This window comes from Paenibacillus sp. FSL F4-0236 (assembly GCF_038000135.1).
Taxonomy (GTDB): domain Bacteria; phylum Bacillota; class Bacilli; order Paenibacillales; family Paenibacillaceae; genus Paenibacillus_AQ.
This window is the reverse complement of the sequence record NZ_JBBOBK010000001.1, coordinates 2,042,868-2,066,989: the sequence shown is the minus strand read 5'-3', so window position 1 is coordinate 2,066,989 and position 24,122 is coordinate 2,042,868. Positions and strand designations below refer to the sequence as shown.

Here is a 24,122-nt window from a genome sequence, read left to right as displayed (position 1 = left end):
CTAAGCATCCTGTGAGGATGAGCTCGCATACTCTTTCGCATGATAGGGTCCACCTTCCATAAGTACCGTCCATAATGGATCGATATCACAGTCCATGGAGCTCATCATGTTGTCATGCCATTCATTCAACAGATAGACAGCCTTCATACAAATGTCTTTACGCACTTCGGCGAGATTATGTTGTTCGTAAGGATCATGCTTCAAATCAAACAACATTTCTTTCGGAAATCCATGGTGTCCGTCATGATAGGTGCGTATATATAACCAATCCTCAAATCGGATGCTGCGTTGACACACATGCGCGCATTGTGAGATTACGAGATACTCACGCCCTCCTGATTGTCCCTCCAGAATGGTATCAGCATAACTTTCACCATCCCAAGAAGGAGCCCCTTTCAAATTCAGAAGGCTTGCTAATGTCGGTCCGAGATCAAGGTGATAATGTAGCCCATCCTCCACTATTCCCTTCTTGCCGCCTGGCCAGCGAATAATCATCGGAATGTGGCAAGTCGCCTCGTCTGCCGTGCCGTGCTCGGAGTAAATCCCTAGCTCGCCCAGGCTCTCTCCGTGATCCGCTGAGATCAAGATAGCCGTATCTTCCATCACGCCAAGTTCTCTGAGCTTAGAAAATACTTTCCCGAGATGCTCGTCCAGATACTTAACTCCAGCATCATAGTTGTCAAAGATAACTCGCAGGTCATCACGATTCTCTATCTCCAGATGATGCCTAAAATGCTGATGATAATGCGATTTCGCGAGTGCATTCATATCTTCAATACTATGCTGCCCCTTTTTACTCCGGTGAAGCTCAAACACGTCTTCCGTGATCCAATCAGGTAAAGGCTCCTTCTCGAACGGATTACCGTAGCTCTCGGGTGTACGATAAGGCGTATGCGGATCCCAGAAATTCAGGTGCAGAAACCAATTTTCGGACTCCCCATTATCCTCAAGCCATTTAAGTGCCACAGGAAGTACCTGCTCTGCCGTCTCATGCCCCCTTCCACCAACATTGAACACTTCTTGAAAACCGGCATTAAAGGTCCAGGCCGAGTGCCGTTCGGCGAAGGTGCTAATCGACGCGGTTTTCATGGCTGCTTGCCTTAATATAGCGGGAAGACTCTCCATTCCCAGCCGGTCATTAAATTCGCGTTTCGCCCCTTCTCTACGCATATCAGCAGCGGTCCCGCCATGTCCTACAATCCCATTATGAATGCCAAATCGTCCCGACATTAAAGCAGAACGGGACGGTAGACACGGCGCATCTGAACAATAGTAGTTGGTAAAGGTGACACCTTCTTTAGCGATTGAATCGATATTCGGGGAGGTATTCCGATGATAGCCATAACATCCCAGATGGTCCGGGCGAAGCGAATCCAAATCCAAATACAAGATTCTCATGAGTTATAACCTGCCTTTCCTTTTAATCGAAATGGTTACGCATCGATTCGGGCAGTTCAGAATGATCTGCTCATGCTTATAGAGTAAATGAATATGGAAAGCTCCGCTATGGAGTAGCGATGTTTGTTTTTGTATATTCGATACTTTTTCGGTACTCTGCCGGACCCCTGCCGTATTCGCCACGAAATACCTTACTGAAATGCGAAGCATCATAATAACCACATCTCTGGGAGATATGCTCGATGGTATAATCCGTATACTCCAACATTTGTTTAGCTTGCTGCAGCCGTAATTTTCGTAACATTTGCATAGGTGTCAATTTATATATTTTCTGAAACGCCCGGCTAAAATAAACAGGATTCATATGATATAGCTTGGAAAGCTCTTCTCTACTAATCTCCTGATCAAGTCTCTCCTCCATATATTTCAACGCCTCGTTAAAGCGGTCCGTGACATAGGGATCTCGTGATGAGCGGCGCCCGCCAAGCTTGGTGCTCTCCATAATTTCATAAAGGAGAAAAAATGCCAATGAACCGACCTGAACATTTCTGAAATCTTCCTCCTCCTGCAACCACAGGCTTCGCAGCTCGTCAAACCTTCGCTCATATTCGCTTTGATCCCGAATCCGAATCACCTTGCCTAGCGGGAATAACTTGAAGAAGTCATCTCCGTCTCGCACCTTTGCGTTAATATTAAACAGATAATGTACGCCTTCCATTTTGGAGATCACATTAAAAGGCTCGTTAGGACGGTGGATCATCACGTCTCCGGCAGAAGCAACATATTCTCCCTCGGAGGATGTCGTCAATACCTCACCTTTTTGGATATAAGAGACGGTATAACAAGACTGGACGTAATCGAATAAGACCCGCTTCTGATATTGAATTTTTATGACGTCCAGCACGGTGATATCAAACTGACTATGAATGATAGAGGACAAAGAAGTTCCTCCTTCTAATGTAGTAGTCTTTATGTATTCTCAACCGGTATAATCCGCCGCACATCGAAAGCCAATATTTCCTGCAGAGCTGTCTGGTGTATTTTTGCTCCTGGCCGCCACCCGATAACGGTTACAATAAGATTTATGGCACAAATACGATCCTCCGCGCATCGACCTTGCTACACCACGTACCAGGCCTCTCGGATTCTCGGATTCGGAAGTTAAATGATAAGCCTTAGTAAACCAATCCTCGCACCATTCCCACACGTTTCCTGACATATTATAAAGACCATATCCGTTAGGGAGATAGGATTTCACAGGTGCCGTACCTGCATAACCGTCGCTGGCATGATTTTTATCAGGGAACTTTCCTTGCCAAATATTGCAGCGATGCTCACCGCCCGGTTTTAATTCGTCCCCCCAAGGATATCGTTTCTGAACTAGACCCCCTCGTGCGGCATACTCCCACTCTGCTTCCGTAGGCAGACGTTTGCCGGCCCAGCTGCAATATGCATCAGCATCATGCCAAGATATGTGGATCACCGGATGATCAAGGCGTTCGTCTATATGAGAATCCTGACCTTCCGGATGACACCAATTCGCGCCCTCTACTACCCACCACCAGGGAGTTTGAGTAGCTACTTGGATCACCTTTTTCCCTGTCTCCATGGAAACAAAAGAATGAAACACATAAGACCAACCGAAACGCTCCGCATCTGTAACGTAGTTTGTTTCCTTGATAAAAGCAGCAAACTGCTTATTCGTAACTGCCGTTGCATCAATCAAAAAGGGAGATAAGGTAACATTCCTAGCGGGACCTTCTCCGTCTGCGGGGAACCCTTCTTTGTCATCCGTCCCCATAAGAAAAGTGCCTCCAGGAATAAGGATCATGTCCGAGAAATCCTTATCCCCTTCTGGTCTTTGGATAGTTGTGTTCTCCTTACAAACATCGATGGAACCTTGTTTCTCGACTTGATTTCGACTAGCTGAACAGCAAGCCCGTATATTCTCTGACATGTACTTACCTCCAATCTGGGATCGTCCCGGCTCTGTCTAAAAAAAGGCTACACCAAGAATGCCCGAGGCAACGATAATGGTGAGTGGATGCAGCTTATATTTCATTAAACCATAAAGTGCAGCGAATACAATGATCAACGTGCCAATGGTCTGCCAACTAATGAAAGCGTGTTCCATGCTATTTAATCCAAATCGAATCGCAGCATAGGCAATCAAGCCTGTAATCACTGGTCGCAAACCATAAAATAACGTTTTAATCCATTGACTGTCCCTCACCCGATAAAAAAAGATGGAAATAACAATGATGATGATTAATGAAGGCAGAACCATGCCTAATGTGGACACAATCGCTCCTTCTATTCCGGCTACACGATATCCAATCAAGGTTGCACTGTTCGTTGCAACAGGGCCCGGTGACATCCCTGCGATGGAAACTACCTCTTGAAATTCCCTTTCAAATAACCAACCACCAGCCATAGCTTCATGCTGAATCATCGGAATGATGGCGTACCCTCCTCCAAAGGAGAGCAGTCCAATTTTTATAAAGATAAAAAATAAATTCCAAATCACATCGCTTCCCCCTAGATGTAATACTCCGGATAGTTCGATTCTTCATCAGAAGCTTTCAAGGAATCCTTCTCTGTCCGAACTTGGAGCCCTAAGAGCTGTTTGATTGGCATATATACAAAACCGATAATCAATCCAACTGCGATCACGTAAATGGGATTGATTCCGGAAACTAATAAAACAATCGGTATAAGCAACACCGTAACAGCCGTAGTCTTGTCAAATATAGCGTTCTTGGCCATTCGATATGCTGCTACTAGGATCAAGGCAATAACAGCACCATGAATCCCCTTCATGGCGGCAATAACTTTTGGTTGGTCGGCCAGTTGTGAGTAAACGGCGCTAAGCAAACAAACAATGATAAAGGTTGGAATCGTAATCCCAGCGATTGCAGCAATCGCACCCTTCACTCCAGCAAGACGATAACCAATGAATGCCGCCGCATTTACACCTACCCCACCTGGTGCTGCGCCAGCTAAAGATAGAATTTCATCCATCTCCTCTTCAGCCAGCCATTTCCGTTTAGTGGAAATTTCCCGTTCGATCATAGGGATCATCGCATAACCTCCCCCGAAAGTTACGGGACCGATTCGAACAAATACCCAAAACAACTGGAACAATAGACTTATCCTTAGGTCTGTATTCGTCGTCGCATTTGTTTTCATAGTTGTTCTCATGGATTCCACCCTTATATTTTCTGTCGTAATTTCATTATATCACTTTTTCCCAAAATGGAATTAAGTTTTTTGAACGGTAAAATACAATCTATGGTTTATGCGTTATACTATATTAATGTTAATAAATACAAACTTTATAAAAAACGATCTTACTAGTTCATCCTATATATAGCTTGGAGGTTTATCGTGGAAAAGCGCTCGACACACATTCCATCCCCAAAGAAACTCCTATACGACCGAATCGCCGAACAAGGCACAGTTTCCAAGTTAGATCTTCTACAAACATTTTCACTTACCAAAAGCACAATGACCCGAATATTAGATGAAATGACGGAAGAAGGCTTGCTGATAGAATGCGGATTCGGGGAATCTAGCGGAGGCAGAAGACCTATTTTATACCAGATCAATCCTTCCTACGGCTACATCATCGGTTTAGAAATTTCCAGGCTGTATTCTTCCCTTGGTTTATTTGATATGCAAATGAACCCAAAATCAATTGTTCACTGGCGAATGGATCAGGCATTCACACCTGAAAGATTTATGGATCACATAAGTAATCAAATACGCGCTTTCCTTAGAGACCATCAGCTGAAGGACAGTCAAATTATCGGGATAGGAATAGGAGCCGTGGGACCGCTTGACCGGGAAAATGGTTTAATCTTAAAACCGCTACACTTCCCTGCTTCAGGCTGGAACAATCTCCCTATTTGCAAACTGGTGGAGGAACGAACGGGCTTCAAAGCTTTACTCGACAACGGTGCCAATTCCGCACTCCTTGGAGAACGATGGTCCATCCGTCACGCTAACATTCAACATATGCTCTATGTTCATGCTGGAGCAGGACTCCGCTATGCGATGATGTCGCATGGAAGTATTGTTCATGGCACGATGGATATGGAAGATGCCATTGGTCAAATGATTATCCAGACAGATGGACCCCGATTAAATAATGAAGGGAACTACGGAGCTCTGGAAGCATTCGTATCTGTGCAGGCGCTAGAACAAAGTGCGCGCTCAGAGGCGAAAATAGACAACGATCTGATCTTCCAAAGATATAAAGTGGCGCCTGAGAAACTAACTTATGATGTATTGGTACAAGCCTTTAGAGACGGTAATCCACATGCGCGTGAATTATTTACTCAAGCCGCCATTCACTTCGGTATTGGCCTCGCCAACGTTATCAACCTGTTTCATCCTGGGACCATCATTCTAGGTGGTGCGCTCATCCACTCTCACGAGTTGTTTTTCCAAACGGCGGTTGAAGTGGCACAGCGAAACACTTACCGTTATCCTGAATACCAACCTCACTTCTCCCTAGGTACATTAAAAGAAGAAGCTGTGGTGACTGGTGCGGCTATTATGGTGAGAAATCAAATGGTTCTTTAACATAATAAAAAGGTTGTCCCACAACCATTTGCATGATTGTTGGGACAGCCTTTTTTTAATTTGAGCTATAGTGGTTGACAGCAACTCTTAAATTTTTTCCCGCTTCCGCAGAGACATGGATCATTTCTACCTGGAAGTGGTTTGGCACTTTTCCTGAACTCCAGCATCTGCTCCGATTTAAGTCGGTTTGCTAGCAGTATCATCCGTTCATAGGCATATGAGTAGAACATTTTATAACTACGGCAGAAATAATCAACCTCAGTACGATCATGAACATCAAGCCAATTCCGGTTGCGCGGACATCCCCCATTGCAAAAGCTAAGGTACTCACACTTATAGCATGATTCATTCATATTGGGTTTCATTAACAAAAAGTCATCATATATGGGGCTGGTTAGCAGTGTTTCCAGGTCAGTTTGGCCGATATTTCCTAGCCTATGCTCTTCATCAATAAAGAAATCGCAAGGGTAGGCATCCCCGTTCGTTTCAAGCACCATCATCTTCGGGCAACATGAGTTGTGAACGCATAACTCTGCCTCACGATGCATGAATACAAGAAGCATATTCTCAAAAATACGAATAGGAAGCTCTGGATACCCACCGTTGTACCAAAGGTCAAATGTACGGCATAAAAAGACTCCGTATTGTTCAGGTGTAATTCGGAAACGTCCCGCTACATCACTTTTCTGAGAAACAAAATCCATGCAGGGGATAAACTGAATATTCGGAAAGGTATGTTCTAGATAAAATGCCATCAACTCATCTGGTTTCGTCACGTTATCTTCATGAATCACCGTCAGAATACTATAGTCCACACCCTCATTCTGTAAATGACGAATCCCACGCATAACTAGATCATAACTACCTTTCCCCGAACCCGTTATACGATGTGCATCATGAATAGTCTCAGGACCGTCCACACTAATCCCAACCAAATAGTTGTACCGTTTAAAAAATTTCGCCCATTTCTCATGAATTAGCGTTCCGTTGGTCTGCAGCGCATTACTGATCATCGTATGAGGTGGAGCGTACTTAGCTTGGAGTGAAATCACGCGTTCAAAATATGGAAGTCCGGCTAATAGCGGCTCCCCTCCCTGCCAAGAGAAAGTCGCTATACCAGATGATCTTTTCATGTACTGAGCGATAAACCGCTCCAGAAGAACCGTATCCATCACTCGGATCGGATGATGAGGATGTCCCCCGGCAGTACTGTAATAGCAATAATCACAGGCTAGATTACAATCCTCTGAGACGGTTTTCCACATGACATGAAGAGTCTCAGGCCTCGAGGTCTGTATGCAAGTTGTCATACGATTCTGCCCCTCCTATATAAATACAACCTTTATGAAACCTAATTCCTATTTCTTCAATTAAATCATAGGTATGTGCATCAACGATGAGTAAAACATCATAGTTAATCGAATTTCTGGAGATAAAAAAATACACTCCCCATTGTCTGTTAAAACAATGGGGAGTGTATTTTCTTTGAAGATAAATAGAGCATTACCAGACACTTTTTTTTAATTACGGACGTATTCCTTATTCGCTGTTTCCAACATTGATTTCCAATCCGCAAATTTAGTTTCTCTAACTACATGACGATCAAAAAGTTCATCAGGTATGTCAGCAACATCTTCTTCTGTCTTTACTTGAAAGTTTCCTTTGGTTACAAACTCATCGAAACTTTTGTAATTGGAATACTTACTCATAAACGCTTCATTAAACAATTTCTCGAAAGAGATGTGATTGGGATCTTCTTGATACGTTTTCTGTCCTTGTAACTCATTCATCAATTCTTCCATGGTCATTGGTTTTTGTCTTCTCAAATTACCACTCCTAATTTTCTGTTATAGTTGTAGAATATCATGTTAATCCATAAATCACACGAATCCTAAGCTTACCATAATTTTCGCTATTTCACCTTTCAAATTTCACTTAATATGCAAATGATCCGCCTCTATACTTAAAATACAACAAAAAACCTCCCTTATTCATAAGGAAGGCTCTTATTTTTAAGACAATTTCACCAAGCTGTAGTTTTTCTTACCCTTACGGATAATGATAAACCGGCCGCCGATAGCTTCGCTAGCTGTAACTTCCAGTGCTACGTCGCTAACTTTCTCACCATTCATGGAGATTGCTCCTTTGGTGATATCCTCACGTGCTTGACGCTTAGACGGCTCGATACCGAGATCAACCAACCACTCTACGATATTTTTAGATTCCAGTGTAGTTTCGTAGGTCGGCATTTCCTTGAAGCCTTGCTCGATCTCATCAGCAGTTAGGGATTTGATATCTCCACTGAACAGAGCAGCAGTAATACGTTTAGCCTGCTCCAGCAATTCTTCACCATGCACGAATCTGGTCATTTCTTCAGCAAGTGTTTTTTGTGCTTCGCGTTTATGCGGTTCAGTCTGTACTTTTTCCGCAAGTGCATCAATTTGCTCTTTTGATAGGAATGTAAAGTACTTCAAGTATTTCACAACATCACGGTCATCAGTGTTCGCCCAGAACTGGTAGAACTCAAACGCAGTCGTTTTGTTTGGATCGAGCCAGATTGCTCCTCCAGCTGATTTACCGAATTTTGTTCCATCAGCTTTCAACATAAGCGGGATCGTTAGACCGAATGCTTTTGCTTCAGGTCCTTCTTTTCTACGGATCAGATCCAGACCGCTTGTAATGTTGCCCCATTGATCGGAGCCACCAATTTGCAGCTGCACATCTTCATGCTGGTACAGATGCAGGTAATCTAGGGATTGCAGGATTTGGTAGGAGAATTCTGTAAAGGAAATTCCGCTGTCCAATCTGCTCGCTACAACATCTTTGGCAAGCATCGAATTGATGCTGAAGTTCTTACCATAGTCACGCAAAAATTCGATCACATTGATTTTATGCGTCCAATCGTAGTTATTCACCATACGAATTTGATTGTCGCCATCAGTAACGAACAGTTTTTTCATTTGTGCGGTAAGGGCATCTACGTTAGCTTGGATTTGCTCCAGCGTCTGCAATGAACGCTCGGATTGACGTCCACTTGGATCACCGATCGTACCTGTAGCACCGCCAATTAGCATAACCGGACGATGTCCTGCAAGCTGGAATCTTTTGAGTACCATGAACGGAATCAAGTGACCAATATGCATACTGTCACCCGTCGGGTCTACACCGCAGTACACCGAAACGGATTTCTGGTTGGTCAATTCTCTAAGCCCTTCGGCATCGGTTTGTTGATTGATGGCATCGCGCCATTCTAGTTCATCGATAATATTCATTGCCTAACACCCCTTAAATTAGTAGATATCCTATAACGAATCATCAGTCCGCCAAGCGAATATAAGGATAGTTGATGAAGAGAAACTTATAAATCCTTATATTTAAAACAAAAAAATCGTCCCCTTGTCTATTGTAGACATAGGGACGATTGAATAACCGTGTTACCACCCAGATTGCACCAATGAAACGCTAATGCTAAAACACAGCATTGATGCCACTCGTGACGAGATATCGTTCGCCATTCCGCTCGGTGTTAGCCGAGATACTCCAAAGTGTAATTCGTACTCTTAGTGTGTACCGGGTTTCATCAACCCCCGGCTTTCTGAAACAGGGACTAAGCTACTACTGGGCTTCTTCAACGTATATCGTATATAAGATTACAGCCAGTATAGTGAAATAATTCTTCAATGTCAACATCTTAAGCTAAGAATGCTGAGACACACTCCTGCTGTGACGCACTACTAGGCATTGCCTATTTTTTTCTGTTACAATTACAAAAAAAGAGGTGAACGACTCCGTATGCTTGATCCAATCGATAATCATATTTTAGAACGCCTAACTCAAAACAGCAGAATTTCCTACACCGATCTAGCTAAAGAAGTTAATTTATCAAGTGTCGCGGTTAAGGATCGTATTGATCGGCTCGTCAATCAAGGAATTATTGAACAATTCTCAATCGTCATCAACGCAGAAAAATTAGGAAAGAAAATTTCGGCGTATCTAGAGCTTGAAGTGGAGCCTGCCCATTTAAATCATATTGTTAGAGTCCTAAAAGAAAATGAATGCGTAGCCGTACTTTATGAAATGACAGGGCCGTGCATTCTTCACATTCACATTCTAGTTGAGAACCTTGAAGAGATGGAACGGTTTATGCATGAATCCATCTACTGTCTGGATGGTCTAGTCCGTGTAGAAAACCAAATCTTATTAAAACGCCACAAAAATCAGGATGGTCTAAATATATAAAAAAAAGAACCGACTTTAAGACGGTTCTTCGCTGGTTTGGATCTTATTATGTTTATGAAATGATTGCTAATTCGACCTACTCTGTTTTAGATAACTTAGCTTTATAAAATTTCGCGAAATATTCGCTGACCTGAACCTTCTCTTTTACAACTTCTATTGGAGCAACGAGCTTAACGATCTCTCCATTGTACATTCCTCTCGTCGCCCCGACTTTCATCTCTAGAACATTATTATTGTAGCTTATAGTTACTGTCTGAGTAGTCGGCTTCCAGCTCACCTTCGCACCAAAGCTTTCAAAGCTGCTACGTAATCCCACTGCCTTGCGCTCCGAATCACCGAATTGGCCTTTATCGATCAAAGCATGCACACCCCAGTTTCCATCCACTACCTGTGTAATTCCAAAATCCGCGGACACAGACATCAGTGAGTACGCTTCATCCTCGCTCAATTCCATTCCAGCCATTAAAAAATCTTTTGTTTTGTGAGCGGCATCCTTCATTGCTTTGTCGATGGACGAGTTTTTGAAAATATCCGTCTGAGCACTAGCCCCCAGCTCCTCCAAATAATTGGCGTAGCTGAAGCCATGCACAACCCATTCGTATTCATTTTCAAGTAAAGGGAAACTTAACCCACTCAGTTTTTGGTTAAGCGTTCCTTTTTTATGAAGAATGACTTGTATATCACCAGTAACTGATGTCTCGATCGCAGTTCCGTTAATCTCGGAATCCCCTTGGCCGGCATGCGGGTCACCAATTGACAGTAGCGCACCCGGTACGGATACAGGATAATACATCGTTGCACCTTCAGTAATCCGCCAATCATCAACGTTGCCACCATTGTATGAAGGAGGTACTGAATCTACAATATCCGCTTCTTTAGGCGCCACACCCATCGTGCCGAAGTGGAGACGTACTGGAATCTTTATACCTTTCAATACATCAAAGTTCTTATCAATCGTATTATGGTCTACAATTACACCTGGGTAGTCGATTGTCGGGTGCACTTGACCATCCGGATCGGTTTGCACTGTCCATTTGTAGTTATAAACAGCTGTTGCATAATCCGTCCCACCTTCAGTATCCATCTCATAGATGGTGACCACTTCACGTTTTTTCGGCTCCTCCACCATATCTCCGTATAGATAACCCCAGTTCGCCGCGGCATTCACGCCATAGGTTTTGCCTGCATATTTGTCATTTCCATTAGGTCTCAGCTTCATGTCCAGAATCTTCACTTCCAGAACATCCCCTGGCTCAGCGCCTTCTACTGCGATAGGTCCCGTCAAAATATGTACGCCTGGTCCACGAAGCGCTTCGTTCTTCTCCCCTTCTATCCAGTGAAAAATATCTTCAACACCCGCATCCCCTTTAATCATCCGATCGTAATCATCACCGGAATGATGCGTAATGGCCTCGACCGTCACAATATCTCCCGATTGTACTGTTAAAGCTGGATCACCTTTACCAATATTCCCCCAGCGAACGGTCTCCGAATTCGCTTTTAGAACATGCGTTTTCGGTTTATACGCGCTTTCCATCGTGTCAGTAAAAATAACATCTGTTGACGATCCCGCTAGCAAAACCGCTGATAAAATGACACCAACCTTCAGAAACGTTTGTCTTTTCATAGTCAAATCCTCCTCAACTCAATTCAATGTTAGATTTTATAACATTTTGTGTTTTTGAGTATAACAGATGGATTCCAGATTAACAATATAAACATTTATACGCTTCTAGGTTTAAATAATAAATCAGAACTATTAGATATCTTTAATTATCCAAGCCTCCTTCTTCGGTACAATAAAAAAACGCCAACACTTATTAGCTAATTAGCCATAGTGTTTGACGTTTATCATCCATTCTAAAACGATACTTCATTTTCAACGTAGATCAGTAATACTCCTTGTTGCCCGTTTTACAATCCGTTTCGTTTCCTTGGAATCCGAAGAAATTAACCACTTCTCACTAAGCTGTTGCACCCAGTCTGGATTGCTTTTACTCGCATCGTTCAACCAATTACTTACAGAATCCTGAACGTATTTTGCCGGATCTGACTTAAGTGGTTCTAATAATGGAAGTGCTATTGCTGGGTTTTCTTTTAGCGCAGTAATATGCTTCGCCCATACCCCATGTGGCCGCGTCAATTCGATTGCATATCTCCTTATGTTCGTATCTTGATCATGAACCCAGCTCTCTAAGAACTTAATGGATTCATCCAATTCTGCAATGACCGATTCCCTTAAAGCCATCCATGAAATCTCACGTACCCCAAAATGATCATCCGCTGCAAAGGGACGGATATCCATTAGCTTTTGCGATAGACTTAAAGATTGATTTAGACCGATCATATAGGCAGCCCAACAGCGGACACTATCGGAACGATGCTGTGCTAATGCTGAGAATACTCGGACTTGTTCCACCTCTGATTTGCACTCCAATACCTGTTGCCACTCCCGCGCGATAGCCGGTATGAGTTTCATGATTTTCTTTTCCGATGAATCGCGAAGCCTTTGTAAAATTGGTTCGGATTCCTGTCCAAAACCTAGCTCGTCCAGTACATTTTCTATCAAGACCATATGGTCCACAGCAAGCCATTCCGTTAGATTTACAGTCTGTAATTGTCCTTTATGCAATAGTCCAACAACATCAGCAGGAATATCGCTAACTTTTCGAGCTCCCTTCCTATGCTCCATATAAATCTTCCCTTCACCTATGATTTTAAAGGCTTGGATAACCTTCTTCTTATATCTAGGATACGGGTATTTCTAACCATAAAGATGTAATCTCATTTACAACTCATAATCTTTATAAATTTCTTTCCAAAATCTTATCATGATGGATACGTATAGTTTTGAACCCAGTCTGAAGCACCTCAGCTTTTACCAATTCTTGCAATGCCACAGTAACCGCTTCTCTGCTCGCACCAATCAAATTGGCGATTTCTTGATGTGACAGTGGAACATTGATTTTATAATAATTATCCTCACTTTTAACGCCTAGTTGATCCGATAGCTTTAAAAGAACGCACAATATTTTATCATGCAGATTTCCGATGGCTAGGTTTTGAGTTAACTGACTCATACTTTTTATACGATCACTCAATACTTGCATTAATGACATCAAAAATCTAGGTCGAGTAGCTACGAATTCTTCAAATCTTACAGGATCAATTGTACAGATATGACACTCTTCCATGGCTTCAATGTAATGATCTTTGGTTCCAAACGAAATCACGTTCATTTCACCAAAAACATTACCCTCACTCAGAATATCCGAAGTAAACTGCTTCCCATCCGCATTCAATCGGTATAAACGCACCTTTCCTTTTTTCACAAAAAATAATCCTTCAGAGAAGGTTGTCGGTGTCTGGATATATGTATTTTTCGGAACTACTGTTATTCGAGTTAACTCTTCCATTTCCATTAGATCTTCCAACGCTAACGATTGAAGCAAATTGAATTGAGATAAATAATGAATAGTCTCCATTGCCCCTCCCTTATATAACGTTATTCGTTATTTTAGTATACCGCACAAAAAAAGCCACGTCCTAAGGACGCAGCTTATTCGTTAACGATTACTTGCTTCCCAGCGCGCTACTTCTTCACGAACACGAGGAGCTACTTCCGTTCCCAGCAGTCTAATCGCCTGCATAACATCCTCATGAGGCATTGTACCGTGGGGCATATGTAAAAAGAATCGCGTAATTCCCACATGCTTGCGAAGATGAATGATTTTGTTCGCAACGGTTTCTGGATCACCTACGTACAGAGCGCCATCAAAGCTGCATGCTGCATCGTAATCGGAACGATGGTATGGGGGTGTCCCTTTTTCCTTCGCCCGCACATTGGTCCGAGCATGCGTTGAAGGGAAAAATTTCTCCAGTGCTAACTCATTAGTCTCAGCAATAAACCCGTGTGAGTGCGAGGCAATAGGCAGGCTTGAAAGATCATATCCGGCTTCAGCCGCTGCTTTTTTGTAGAGCTGCACATGCTTCGCATAATCAAGCGGTTGAACATTTCCAATAATAGCTAATACAAAAGGTAAACCTAATGCTCCAGTGCGGATCGCAGACTCTGGACTACCTGCACTCCCAATCCAAATCGGTAACGGATCTTGAACCGGACGCGGGTAAATCCCCAGATTGTTTATGGCTGCTCGATGTTTGCCACTCCAGGTTACTTTTTCTGACTTTTGGATGGCTAATAACAATTCCAGCTTCTCATTAAAGAGTTCCTCATAATCTTTCAGATCATAGCCGAATAATGGAAAAGACTCTGTAAACGAGCCGCGGCCGATCATAATTTCTGCACGCCCATTCGAAATGCCATCTAGCGTTGCAAAATCTTGAAATACACGTACGGGATCTGCTGAAGACAGGATCATTACGGCACTGGTCAAACGAATTTTTGAAGTCAACGATGCAGCTGCCGCTAACACAACCGCAGGTGATGAAGCCGCATAATCATTACGATGATGCTCGCCCACTCCGTATACATCTAGTCCCACCTCTTCGGCAAGTACAATTTCCTCCACTACTTCACGTAGTCGTTCCGCATGACTTATTGTCTCACCCGTTTGGACATCGGGCGTTGTCTCGACAAAGGTACTTATTCCAAGTTCCACTCTCGTTTCCTCCTAAAGTTCTGCACGATGCATTATTCTCTGGATGTAAATGTTTGAATATTCATAATTACATTTAATCAAGAAACCCATTATAATAGGATTCACCGATAATTCCAACTATTTCAGATCCCCTCGATTATTGATCGGTCTGAGGAGCCCTTATTTTAATGGTTTTGGCCATTTTGTGAGATTATCGGACTCAGATGCTGCTTTTTGCCCAAACCCACTACCAAAATGTGTGTTTTTATGGAAATAAGAACTATACGGTCCGAAACTAGTGCGATGTAAGAGCCAAGACAATATTAAAAGACCACTAATCACATGAAAAACGGAAGTTTAGTGGTCAATTTCTAGCTAGTTCATGTTCCCTATACTAGAGTTTATGGGCTTATCCAGCGGTTTCGGGGGTTTTCTCTGATTGATTCCAATCCCCACTCGACCGAACACAAAGGCTCCGCCTGGAATACGATTCGCTATGTTCATGATGATCGCCGATCCAACCACACATCCGACAAATTGGAGAAGCACACTGAATAGTCCAAGGTTTTGCAACCCGAACGAAGAAGGAAGTTTGACGAATAAAGCCAACAACAACGGGTGAAGCAAATATATGCCGAAGGAGTATCTACTGCTCCACTCCAGCACACGCGGCACTTTTTTCAATGAGGAAGCCACTGTGAAGAGTAGTAGAATCATGCTCATGGCGAAAAGTAACATATCAATTCTCTTGGAACTATGTGCCGTAATCCAGCCTTGCCCATTCACGAATAGCACAAACGCGCCTGTTACAACTGGAAGCACGTAGACAGCTAAACGGAACTGTTTTAATTTTTCCCGGAACCAAGCCTCATTTCGCCCCAAGTAATAAGCCACAGTAAAGTAGAAAATCCACCCCGGAGAGAAAACCCAATACAATTTATCCCAAATATATTGAGCAGCTACCGTATCTACGGGTTTGGTGAAATTGAAAAAACCTAAGTAAGCCACATTAATAACGAATGTCGCAATCAGTATAGAGCGTGGAGTGAATTTTTTGGCATGCTTTTGAAATAAGAGGAACAAGGCATAAAACTGAAAGATAATTAGGATAAAGTAGCCATGAAAATCGCCAAGTAACCAATGACGCCAGAGAAAGTACCAAAAAGCTTGAAGAAGCGGAATCCCCTCACTGCCCGCCATATCCAATCCTTTTAACCCTGCGTACAAAGCTCCGAAAAAAAAGTAAGGAAGCAAAATATACTTGATCCGTTTCTCCCAAAATTTCGCGGGAATTCCGCCCGGGTATGCAAAAGACAATACGAATTGCGAGATAAATACGAATACCGGTGTGCCAAATGTAAGCAGTAGACCCACTGACTCTACCCAAGGCGTGTTCCCATCGTCATAGACTCGATATAAAGCATGTAACAGCGCTATACTTAAGCAGGCAATACTTCGTAGAACAAACATTTCCGAATTTAATTTTCGTTCCATGGGGATAACCCCTTTCGATATTTGCGATTAATGGTCCACAGCACTGCCTACAGTCAATCGGGCTGCAATTGTCTTCTTGAGTCCCTGGTGAAGATCATGGTGAGGTGACCAGGACATCAACTCGTTTGCTTTACTATTGTTTAAGTAGCTGTGAAGAATATCTCCCGGTCGAGCCTGTTCATAGGTTGTCTGGGATTCCCGACCTGTAATACCGCCTATCATCTCTACAATCGTATTAATGGAGGTCGCCACCCCGCAGCTAATATTTATGATCTGATTATCCGCATTCTCATCTGTACAAGCCGCATTTACAAACGCCTGTGCAACATCCTCAACATAGACAAAATCCCTGGTCTGTTCTCCATCCCCATAAATCACAAGCTCCTTGCCTTGCTTTATGCGATCCAGAAAAATCGAAACGACACCAGCTTCACCATGCGAGCTTTGTCGAGGTCCATATACATTCGCAAGACGAAGAATGGTGTACTTCAGCCCATGCATGCTGGCAAACATCCGAATATAAGACTCAGGAACACTTTTTGATACCCCATAACAAGATTCAGGATTTAAGGGATGTTTCTCGTCAATGCTCAAATATTCAGGATTACCGTATACAGCGGCCGACGAGGCGTACACGATCTTTTCAACCTGATGGGCCTCACACATCCGCAGGACGTTAAGTGTGCCAACAATATTCACATTCGCATCAAACAATGGATTGCGCTGAGATTCTCTTACGTCAATCTGTGCAGCCAGATGAATGACCACATCCGGTTTCTCACGGATAAAGACTTCACCCAGAGTCTCGTCCCGAATGTCGTACGGATATAAAACAGCGGAAGGATTTCTATAGAATGAGCCGGAAGCACCCGATACATTATCTACAATTACAGTTTCGATCCCCTCTCTTATAAGCCGGTCAACAACATGTGACCCAATAAAACCAAGCCCCCCAGTTACTAATACCTTCAAATAAAAAACTCCTTTCGCCCTGTAAAGTGCTCTTTGTACCATGCATCTGTAGAAAAGTTCACATAAAATACTTAAGAAGAAACGATGTTGTCATTCTTTATGGACGACAACCGTTACTCGTAGAAATATAAGGATGATTTATAACGTGAAACTTAGCCTTATATTTCAAATCAAAAAATAAAGGAGTGAAGTATATGGCAACTGCACCTATTCCAGATAATTCTGTAACAACGTCCGTTATTGCGGACGGAGCAGTCACTTCTATTAAATTAGATCCTGAAACTAACGGTTACGTGAATGTTCGATCTTATGGAGCTACAGGGAATGGTACCAAAGATGACACCGTCGCGATTCAAAATGCAATTAATGCTGGAAATGCCAAACGCAAGGTTGTTATTTTTCCGCCTGGTGTATATAAAGTCTCTTCCGGCCACATGCGTAACCCTTCAGTCCTAGATTGGTGGTGTCTTCGTATTCCAACCGGAACTAACCTAAGCTTTGAAGCCGGCTCAAAATTGGTGCTTGCCCCTAACCCACCATCGGATACTCGAGTTCTTGTTATGTTAAATGCCGCAAACATCACGATATCCGGCAGCCTCGAAATAGACGGAAGTGCTTCGACTGTTAAAACAGCCGTCAACGATCAACTTCATGGCTTGTTCATTTCTTCTTCGCAAAATATAACGATCGAATCGGTGTACTCTCATGATTGTTATGGTGATAATATTTTCATTGGAGGGACAGAAGATATCCCATCCGTTAATGTGCATATCGGATATGCGTACTGTGAAACGGCTGGTCGAAAGAACTTTGTAGTTCATTTTGTAGACCAGCTTCATGTCAACAGAGCGGTATTAAATAACAGTCGAGGTGGTGCACCTGGGTTTAATGGCGCCAATTCACTCGACGTAGAACCCGACATCTTCAAGGGAACGCGTAGCTTTTATCAACGATTCGACTCTTTGACAACAACTGGTTTCGGCAATGATATGACAACTGGACTTTCAGATGAGATAACGAGACTCTGGACTCTCGACATCGGTTCACTAGATATGCGTGTAAGTGGATCAATAAGTCCAGCATTGCTGTCCTATGGATTGACGCTAAAAATCAACCATTTGTCTATTCGCTCGACGGATCATAAAGCTAATTACGGTCTACAAACGATCTATTCACAATTTATTGATATCGGAAGCGCAAAGTTCGATGGAATTGGCGGCCCTGCGATCTACGCTGCGTTTAATGCTGCTGGAGGAAAACCAAGATTGCATATCGGCTCGTTAGGGATGTACGGCTCGGGTTCCACCTTAGCAAGCGGAGTCCGAATCGACGGAGGAGATCTTTATGTGGGGACGATAGATGCACAGGACTTAACGGGCAGTACCTTACAATTATTCACAACAGAGTCTGACGCGATGGTTACTGTCGACAATATGATTGTCCGTAACAGCGGGACCAATCAAGTCGTGCTAGCGTCATCTTATGGTGCAGCTAAGTCCTTCCTGCACCTGAACAATGTAGCAGTGTTTGATACCCGTTCTGTAAAGGTAAAACGCATTCTAGAATTCGAAACATTGGTTGCCATGCAGGGTACTTCTCTTGGTACCTTGTATAATCCGTATGCTTTAACTGAATGGTTCTCTACCTATGGCAACTTCAAACGGGCAGTCCGACTCGTTGGTGGAACATTACTTCCTGCAGTATTTATTGTGGAAGGATCGCCTGAGGGAACGATTACCGCTCCGATTGGCAGTCTGGCTATGCGAACAGATGGTGTAGCGAAAGCCACTTTTTATGTGAAGGAAAGCGGCACTGGTGCTAACGGATGGATTGCTAAGTAATTTTTCAGCGGTTCTGAATACAAGACTCTATCGCATCCATTACGCGTACCAGATCATCATCCGATAAAGAGCTACCAGAAGGTAGACATACACCTTTTGTGAACAATTGATCAGATACACTATGTCCCTCCATGTATGGATAATAGAAGGCGTTCTCGAACAGAGGTTGCAAATGTAGTGGTTTCCATACAGGTCTAGCTTCTATATTGTTGAATTCCAGGCACTTTAAGAGTTGATTAGCGGAGAAGCCTGCGATTTCTTCATCAATCGTTAGCGCACTTAACCAGCGTGTACTGCGACAATTTGGCGCTTCCGGCATGAAATGAAGACCCGGAATGTATCCCAATCGATCTGAGTACACTTGAGAAATATATCTACGTCGTTCGACCTTTTCCTCAAGTAGCTCCAGTTGCCCTCGTCCTATGGCTGCCAACAGGTTACTTAGCCGGTAGTTATAACCCATTTCGGAATGCTGATAGTGTGGAGCAGTGTCACGTGCTTGGGTAGACCAGAAACGGGCTTGATCTAATGCATCGGTATCATCCGATACAAGCATACCTCCACCTGAGGTTGTAATAATTTTATTCCCGTTGAAAGAATAGATTCCGAAGCGGCCCCAAGTACCACTGGCCTTTCCGTGATAAAAGGCACCGAGGGATTCCGCAGCATCTTCTATTAAAACAATACCGTAATGATTCGCGATTTCTACAATTGGCTCCATGTCTGCGCTCTGCCCGTACAAATTGACAATAACAGCTGCTTTAGGCAGTATCCCTCTATCATTCAAATCCTGGCAGGCCCGCTGAAAGGCTAGTGGACACATATTCCATGTTTCTGGTTCTGAGTCTACGAATACAGGTGTAGCCCCCAAATATAAAATAGGATTGGCACTAGCTACGAACGTAAGCGTCGAACAAATCACGTAATCTCCTTGAGAAACGCCAGCTAGACGTAGTGCAAGATGAATTGCTGCTGTTCCAGAGCTTAATGCAAGTGCACCCTTTGAACCTGTATAGTCGGCCATCTCCCGCTCGAAAGCATCGACTTGTGGTCCGATAGGAGCGATCCAGCCAGAATGAATTGCATCCTCCAAATAAGCCTGTTCACGTCCACTTACATGCGGTGGGGATAACAAGATTCGTGGTAGAATGCGTGGTTGACGAATACTCATGCCTTGCTCCTTTCTCCATTTGGATGCTTTAATCCAAATGGAATACATATCTTATTGACTTACTTCAGAGCGTGGTCCATGATATTTTGATTCAAAAGAGATGGATGCCGGTAGAGCGGAAAGTAATTCCCCGCAACTCCAGTGTCACAGAGTACAATCATTCGTTCATACACCTCGGGGAAAAATATTCGCTTACCTAAGCAATAGTCTAGTGGTTCTAGTTGAGTAGCGAATCTTAGCTTGAACTGAAACAACTCGTCATTCCCCTTATATCCCCCACCGAGATGGAATTTTTCATATCCATTCTCCATCCCCCATACGGCTGCTGCGTGGATGAGAAATTTGGTAGGTGACCACTGCAGATAAGCTCGGTCCCAACCGCATAAGTGATAATGCATCCATGGTCGATCAAGAAGTATAATACTTGCCCCTACACTCCTCTCCCCATCCATCGCCTCAAACAGCACTACCCGTCCGTCTGGCAAAAGGCTTGTATCTTCTATAAATTTTCGAGGGAAATAATAAAAGGGATCTGCTTGTAAATCATTTAACGTCCCGTAATATAACTCGATGAAAGGCTCGATCCGATCCTTAAGATCCGACTTTCGAATGGTGAATGGAGCTGACTTTAATTTACGGATATTTCTTTTATGATTGCTGCCATAGTTCTGAATTAGCACTGACTCTGAGCCAACTGTCAAATCCATGTAAGCTGTATTCCGATTGAGCTCCGTAGTAAGCCCTTTTTGGTATTCAGTGGCATTGCCTATAAAAGGATGGAATCTTACAAACTCGGTCATGATCTTTTTCTCTCTGCAGTAATCTGTGAACGTTTCACTGAATTTTCGGTACAACTCTGTTCGTTCCGCTCCTATTGGCACATTAGATATCGGCCCCCCGTATCCATAAGGTGTGCTGATGTCATACCATTCTCCTTCAAGTCCCAGCTGGATGACTGCTGGAAGATGGCTAATGGAGCGAAGTAAGTAAGGATAAATGATGAGCTTCTCACCCTGCTTAAAAACAAACAGTTCTGCCTGTTGATGATCATCATCCTCAAACAGCCGAAAAAAATCTGCAGAAAAATAGATATCCTTACAATCCATCTGATTCAAATAAGCATCCCATTCTTCAGAATGCGCGCTATTAAGCACAATGAAATCACTCATACGTCACCACCTAAAAGTTATGTTAACGACGCTTCCTTGAGGTACTTCGACAAAACTGACTTCGGAAGCATTCGCTGCTAATCCAATATCTTGATCATACGTATACTTTCAGTGCTTAAGCTTAGCGCTTGGTCTCTCTCTCGTAAGAATGCATCGGATGAAAGCAATAACAGCTTTCTCTCCCGGTCAAGGTCGAGTAACACATCGGTTAGTGGATACCCACCGTCCCACTCTCCACTTTGCAGTTGGATGCGAAAATACTGCTCGCCGAGCCGACCCACAACTGAAGTCTTCTGCTTCGTTCTAATCCTAAATGAAGAAAATCCGTATTTTAGATGATGTGCCTCTGCCATTGGGTAATCATCAATAATGTAATTCACTTCTTCATCATCTATATCCGCTCCAGCAGCAATAACATCTGCGCTAGCCGTTAATGAACGATCCAGATCCCTCACATACCAATAAGTACGTCCTTCTTCTACAAAGCCAAGGCGAAGGTACCAAGCATGAGCCTGTTCATTCCATGAGAACACATCCAGTACCAACTTCTTAATATCGTCCCTCTTGGCTAATTTCTCTCCATACGCCATGAGCATTCCGCCAATACCGTCCTTGCGAAACGCCGCATCCACGTTTAAATTATTCAGAACCAATATTTGTTCCATTCTTCGCCATTCTGCGAATCCAATGAGCACTTCTCCAAGATAGGCTCCAATCAACAACGTGGCCGAATGACCTCCACACTTACAAGCCGCTTGTAGATATGCTGGATAACCCGTACAAGCAAATATCGTTTGATTGTACACATGCTCCGGTAAATTGCTCTTCAAGAGCCGGCATGCATGATGTATATCGTCTTCATGCAGCGGTCTAAACTGCACACTCATGCCTGGCCCTCCTTTTTATTCAGCCTATACTCATCCAGAGGCAGGCTATGCCGACCTGGATTGGCTACAACATCATCTTGGCGAATCACCTTCAAGACGGTCTTGCATAATATCAGCGCATCAAGTCTGAAACTTAAACTCTCGACATAGGTGACATCATACGAAAGCCGGTCTTTCCACGACGAAGTATTGCGTCCTGAAACCTGTGCTAATCCCGTAATTCCTGGTCTTACTGAGAAACGCAACCTCTCCTGTTCGGAATAGTATGGGCTATAACGCATGAGTAAGGGTCTTGGACCAATCAGACTCATTTCTCCCTTCACAACATTCACCAATTGTGGTAGTTCATCCAGACTTAGCTTCCGGATGATTCCGCCAAATTTGATATATCGTCGCTCATCTGGTAACGGCTGACCCTGCGTGTCATACAGTTCAGCCATGGTCCGAAATTTGTAGATAAAGAAGGGTTTCTCTCCCCGCCCTGGTCGTTGCTGCTTGAACAAGATTGGGCTTCCAAGCTTCATTCGAATCAACAACGCCACCACAGCCATGACTGGACTAAATATACACAACATAACGATCGCTCCCACAAGATCGAAGCCTCGTTTCATATGGCGATACATGTTAGTACTCCTCCCGCCTTTCTCTTAATCCGTAAAAAGACGTTCCTTCAGTGAGTTCACCTGTTTTAAATCAGCACTCCAGTAGTACACCTTAGTTCTGACTAGCGGATCAGAACCAAAACTGTTGTTGCCTGGAATCTGCTCGTACTTAAAGTCCTCGGAAGTTATTCCCTTGAATAACCAAGCTAAGCTGAGCAAATCACTGTCACTGAAGCTTGTATCGATAATGTCTTTCTTTTCATGGAGCAATAATCCCGCCAGATCCGGAAGATGCTCAGTGCTCAACAGCTTATTCGCCACAGCTCTAACGATATTGAATTGCTCCTCTTGACGACTAAAGTCACCGTTCGGAGTAGAGTAACGCGCCCTAGCAAGGTAGAGAGCATGCACACCATCCAAATGCTGTTCGCCTTTTTTGATGGTAATCTCTGGGGTTATTGTGACATCCTGATCGATTACCATGTCGATCCCACCGATTGAATCGATGAAATCACGCACTCCAGAGAAATTCGTCTTGATGTAATGATGAATGGGAATATTCATAAAGTCGCTCACCGCTTGAATGAGCGTCAACGTTCCTTGCTCATTCCCACCTTTGGACTCACCAACAATATGAGCATGATTAATTTTGGTGTATCCAACATTTTGTACATACACCCTTGTATCGCGCGGTACAGAGACGATGTTCACCTTCCGCTGTTCCGGCATTACATGCACAACCATGATCGTGTCTGCACGCGAGATTTCCCCACCCCACGTATCTGTTCCAATTAATACAACATTAAAGGATGAAGTTTTTTTATCAGTTGCTTCTGGCGATGCTGCTGGTTCAGTCGATGGTAGTACCACGCCATCCGAATTTGCTGGACTTTTCGTAGTCCCATCCGACTGCGCCTTCCCCACAGGTACTGCAGAAATTTTAGAGTTAGGTATCGTCAATGGATTAAGGACAGCCTTTTGAAATCGCTGCTCAGCATTTAATACCCCTCTAATCCAAATGCCACCAATTACAATCACAATCAGAAAACCAATCAGGGCGAATCTTCCAATTCGCCGCATGACTATTTGCTTTCTTGTGAATTTCTTGTCACTCTTGCCACGCAAACGCAATTTCTTGTTCCATCTACTCATAAACGACTT

At 43.4% G+C, this 24,122-nt stretch carries 22 protein-coding genes and 1 other annotated feature; of the genes, 3 read left to right on the top strand and 19 right to left on the bottom strand.

Going from position 1 to position 24,122, the window contains the following annotated elements; all coding sequences use genetic code 11:
- The 5 genes from NSQ29_RS09460 to NSQ29_RS09440 form a co-directional block, all read right to left on the bottom strand.
- A complete protein-coding gene (locus tag NSQ29_RS09460) occupies positions 1-1,398 on the bottom strand; it encodes a sulfatase (protein WP_341124885.1) in 1,398 nt (465 codons plus the stop codon).
- Between the two features lie 106 nt (positions 1,399-1,504).
- Positions 1,505-2,338 carry an AraC family transcriptional regulator gene (locus NSQ29_RS09455; RefSeq protein WP_341124884.1) on the bottom strand — a complete coding sequence of 278 codons (834 nt, stop codon included), beginning with the start codon at positions 2,336-2,338 and terminating at the stop codon, positions 1,505-1,507.
- A 39-nt stretch (positions 2,339-2,377) separates the two neighbouring features.
- Complete coding sequence (locus NSQ29_RS09450) at positions 2,378-3,355, bottom strand: formylglycine-generating enzyme family protein (RefSeq protein WP_341124883.1); 978 nt, start codon at positions 3,353-3,355, stop codon at positions 2,378-2,380.
- 36 nt (positions 3,356-3,391) lie between these two features.
- Positions 3,392-3,925 (bottom strand): chromate transporter, encoded by a 534-nt coding sequence (locus NSQ29_RS09445; protein WP_341124882.1) that lies wholly within the window; start codon positions 3,923-3,925, stop codon positions 3,392-3,394.
- An 11-nt stretch (positions 3,926-3,936) separates the two neighbouring features.
- Positions 3,937-4,599, bottom strand: coding sequence for a chromate transporter (locus NSQ29_RS09440; protein WP_341124881.1), 663 nt, complete (start codon positions 4,597-4,599; stop codon positions 3,937-3,939).
- Positions 4,600-4,785: 186 nt separating this feature from the next.
- Here NSQ29_RS09440 and NSQ29_RS09435 point away from each other — a divergent pair, with 186 nt between their 5' ends.
- A complete protein-coding gene (locus tag NSQ29_RS09435) occupies positions 4,786-5,985 on the top strand; it encodes an ROK family protein (RefSeq protein WP_341124880.1) in 1,200 nt (399 codons plus the stop codon).
- A gap of 65 nt (positions 5,986-6,050) precedes the next feature.
- Here the strand turns inward: NSQ29_RS09435 and NSQ29_RS09430 are convergent, their stop codons facing one another.
- The 3 genes from NSQ29_RS09430 to tyrS all read right to left on the bottom strand — a co-directional run bounded on the left by NSQ29_RS09430 (position 6,051) and on the right by tyrS (position 9,257).
- On the bottom strand, positions 6,051-7,295 hold the full coding sequence (locus NSQ29_RS09430) for an anaerobic sulfatase maturase (RefSeq protein ID WP_341124879.1): 1,245 nt from the start codon (positions 7,293-7,295) through the stop codon (positions 6,051-6,053).
- A 210-nt stretch (positions 7,296-7,505) separates the two neighbouring features.
- Positions 7,506-7,793: a hypothetical protein gene (locus NSQ29_RS09425; RefSeq protein WP_042189061.1), complete on the bottom strand. Its 288-nt coding sequence runs from the start codon at positions 7,791-7,793 to the stop codon at positions 7,506-7,508.
- 204 nt (positions 7,794-7,997) lie between these two features.
- On the bottom strand, positions 7,998-9,257 hold the full coding sequence (tyrS, locus tag NSQ29_RS09420; protein WP_060624193.1) for a tyrosine--tRNA ligase: 1,260 nt from the start codon (positions 9,255-9,257) through the stop codon (positions 7,998-8,000).
- Between the two features lie 138 nt (positions 9,258-9,395).
- Positions 9,396-9,626: a binding site (T-box leader), on the bottom strand.
- A gap of 151 nt (positions 9,627-9,777) precedes the next feature.
- Here tyrS and NSQ29_RS09415 point away from each other — a divergent pair.
- On the top strand, positions 9,778-10,224 hold the full coding sequence (locus tag NSQ29_RS09415) for an Lrp/AsnC family transcriptional regulator (protein WP_339265270.1): 447 nt from the start codon (positions 9,778-9,780) through the stop codon (positions 10,222-10,224).
- Between the two features lie 76 nt (positions 10,225-10,300).
- Here the strand turns inward: NSQ29_RS09415 and NSQ29_RS09410 are convergent, their stop codons facing one another.
- The 6 genes from NSQ29_RS09410 to NSQ29_RS09385 form a co-directional block, all read right to left on the bottom strand.
- Positions 10,301-11,851 (bottom strand): acetamidase/formamidase family protein, encoded by a 1,551-nt coding sequence (locus NSQ29_RS09410; RefSeq protein WP_341124878.1) that lies wholly within the window; start codon positions 11,849-11,851, stop codon positions 10,301-10,303.
- Positions 11,852-12,103: 252 nt separating this feature from the next.
- Positions 12,104-12,916, bottom strand: a complete 813-nt coding sequence (locus tag NSQ29_RS09405) for a DNA alkylation repair protein (protein WP_340970559.1) — start codon at positions 12,914-12,916, stop codon at positions 12,104-12,106.
- 112 nt (positions 12,917-13,028) lie between these two features.
- Entirely contained in the window at positions 13,029-13,709 is a 681-nt protein-coding gene (locus NSQ29_RS09400) for a Crp/Fnr family transcriptional regulator (RefSeq protein ID WP_076286739.1), read from the bottom strand.
- A gap of 81 nt (positions 13,710-13,790) precedes the next feature.
- Positions 13,791-14,846, bottom strand: coding sequence for an LLM class flavin-dependent oxidoreductase (locus tag NSQ29_RS09395; protein WP_339796376.1), 1,056 nt, complete (start codon positions 14,844-14,846; stop codon positions 13,791-13,793).
- A 354-nt stretch (positions 14,847-15,200) separates the two neighbouring features.
- Entirely contained in the window at positions 15,201-16,319 is a 1,119-nt protein-coding gene (locus NSQ29_RS09390; RefSeq protein WP_341124877.1) for an acyltransferase family protein, read from the bottom strand.
- A gap of 27 nt (positions 16,320-16,346) precedes the next feature.
- A complete protein-coding gene (locus NSQ29_RS09385) occupies positions 16,347-17,291 on the bottom strand; it encodes an NAD-dependent epimerase/dehydratase family protein (protein WP_341124876.1) in 945 nt (314 codons plus the stop codon).
- A 194-nt stretch (positions 17,292-17,485) separates the two neighbouring features.
- Here NSQ29_RS09385 and NSQ29_RS09380 point away from each other — a divergent pair, with 194 nt between their 5' ends.
- On the top strand, positions 17,486-19,132 hold the full coding sequence (locus NSQ29_RS09380) for a glycosyl hydrolase family 28-related protein (protein WP_341124875.1): 1,647 nt from the start codon (positions 17,486-17,488) through the stop codon (positions 19,130-19,132).
- Between the two features lie 4 nt (positions 19,133-19,136).
- On the opposite strand, the gene NSQ29_RS09375 is transcribed toward NSQ29_RS09380, so the two are convergent.
- The 5 genes from NSQ29_RS09375 to NSQ29_RS09355 all read right to left on the bottom strand — a co-directional run bounded on the left by NSQ29_RS09375 (position 19,137) and on the right by NSQ29_RS09355 (position 24,113).
- Positions 19,137-20,303 (bottom strand): aminotransferase class I/II-fold pyridoxal phosphate-dependent enzyme, encoded by a 1,167-nt coding sequence (locus NSQ29_RS09375; RefSeq protein ID WP_341124874.1) that lies wholly within the window; start codon positions 20,301-20,303, stop codon positions 19,137-19,139.
- 59 nt (positions 20,304-20,362) lie between these two features.
- On the bottom strand, positions 20,363-21,472 hold the full coding sequence (locus NSQ29_RS09370) for a GNAT family N-acetyltransferase (protein ID WP_341124873.1): 1,110 nt from the start codon (positions 21,470-21,472) through the stop codon (positions 20,363-20,365).
- 77 nt (positions 21,473-21,549) lie between these two features.
- Positions 21,550-22,359 (bottom strand): GNAT family N-acetyltransferase, encoded by an 810-nt coding sequence (locus NSQ29_RS09365; RefSeq protein WP_042189084.1) that lies wholly within the window; start codon positions 22,357-22,359, stop codon positions 21,550-21,552.
- Positions 22,356-22,982: a sugar transferase gene (locus tag NSQ29_RS09360; protein WP_156113132.1), complete on the bottom strand. Its 627-nt coding sequence runs from the start codon at positions 22,980-22,982 to the stop codon at positions 22,356-22,358. The genes NSQ29_RS09365 and NSQ29_RS09360 overlap by 4 nt, the downstream gene beginning before the upstream one ends.
- A 24-nt stretch (positions 22,983-23,006) precedes the next feature.
- Positions 23,007-24,113 (bottom strand): LCP family protein, encoded by a 1,107-nt coding sequence (locus tag NSQ29_RS09355; protein WP_341124872.1) that lies wholly within the window; start codon positions 24,111-24,113, stop codon positions 23,007-23,009.
- Between the last annotated feature and the right edge of the window lie 9 nt (positions 24,114-24,122).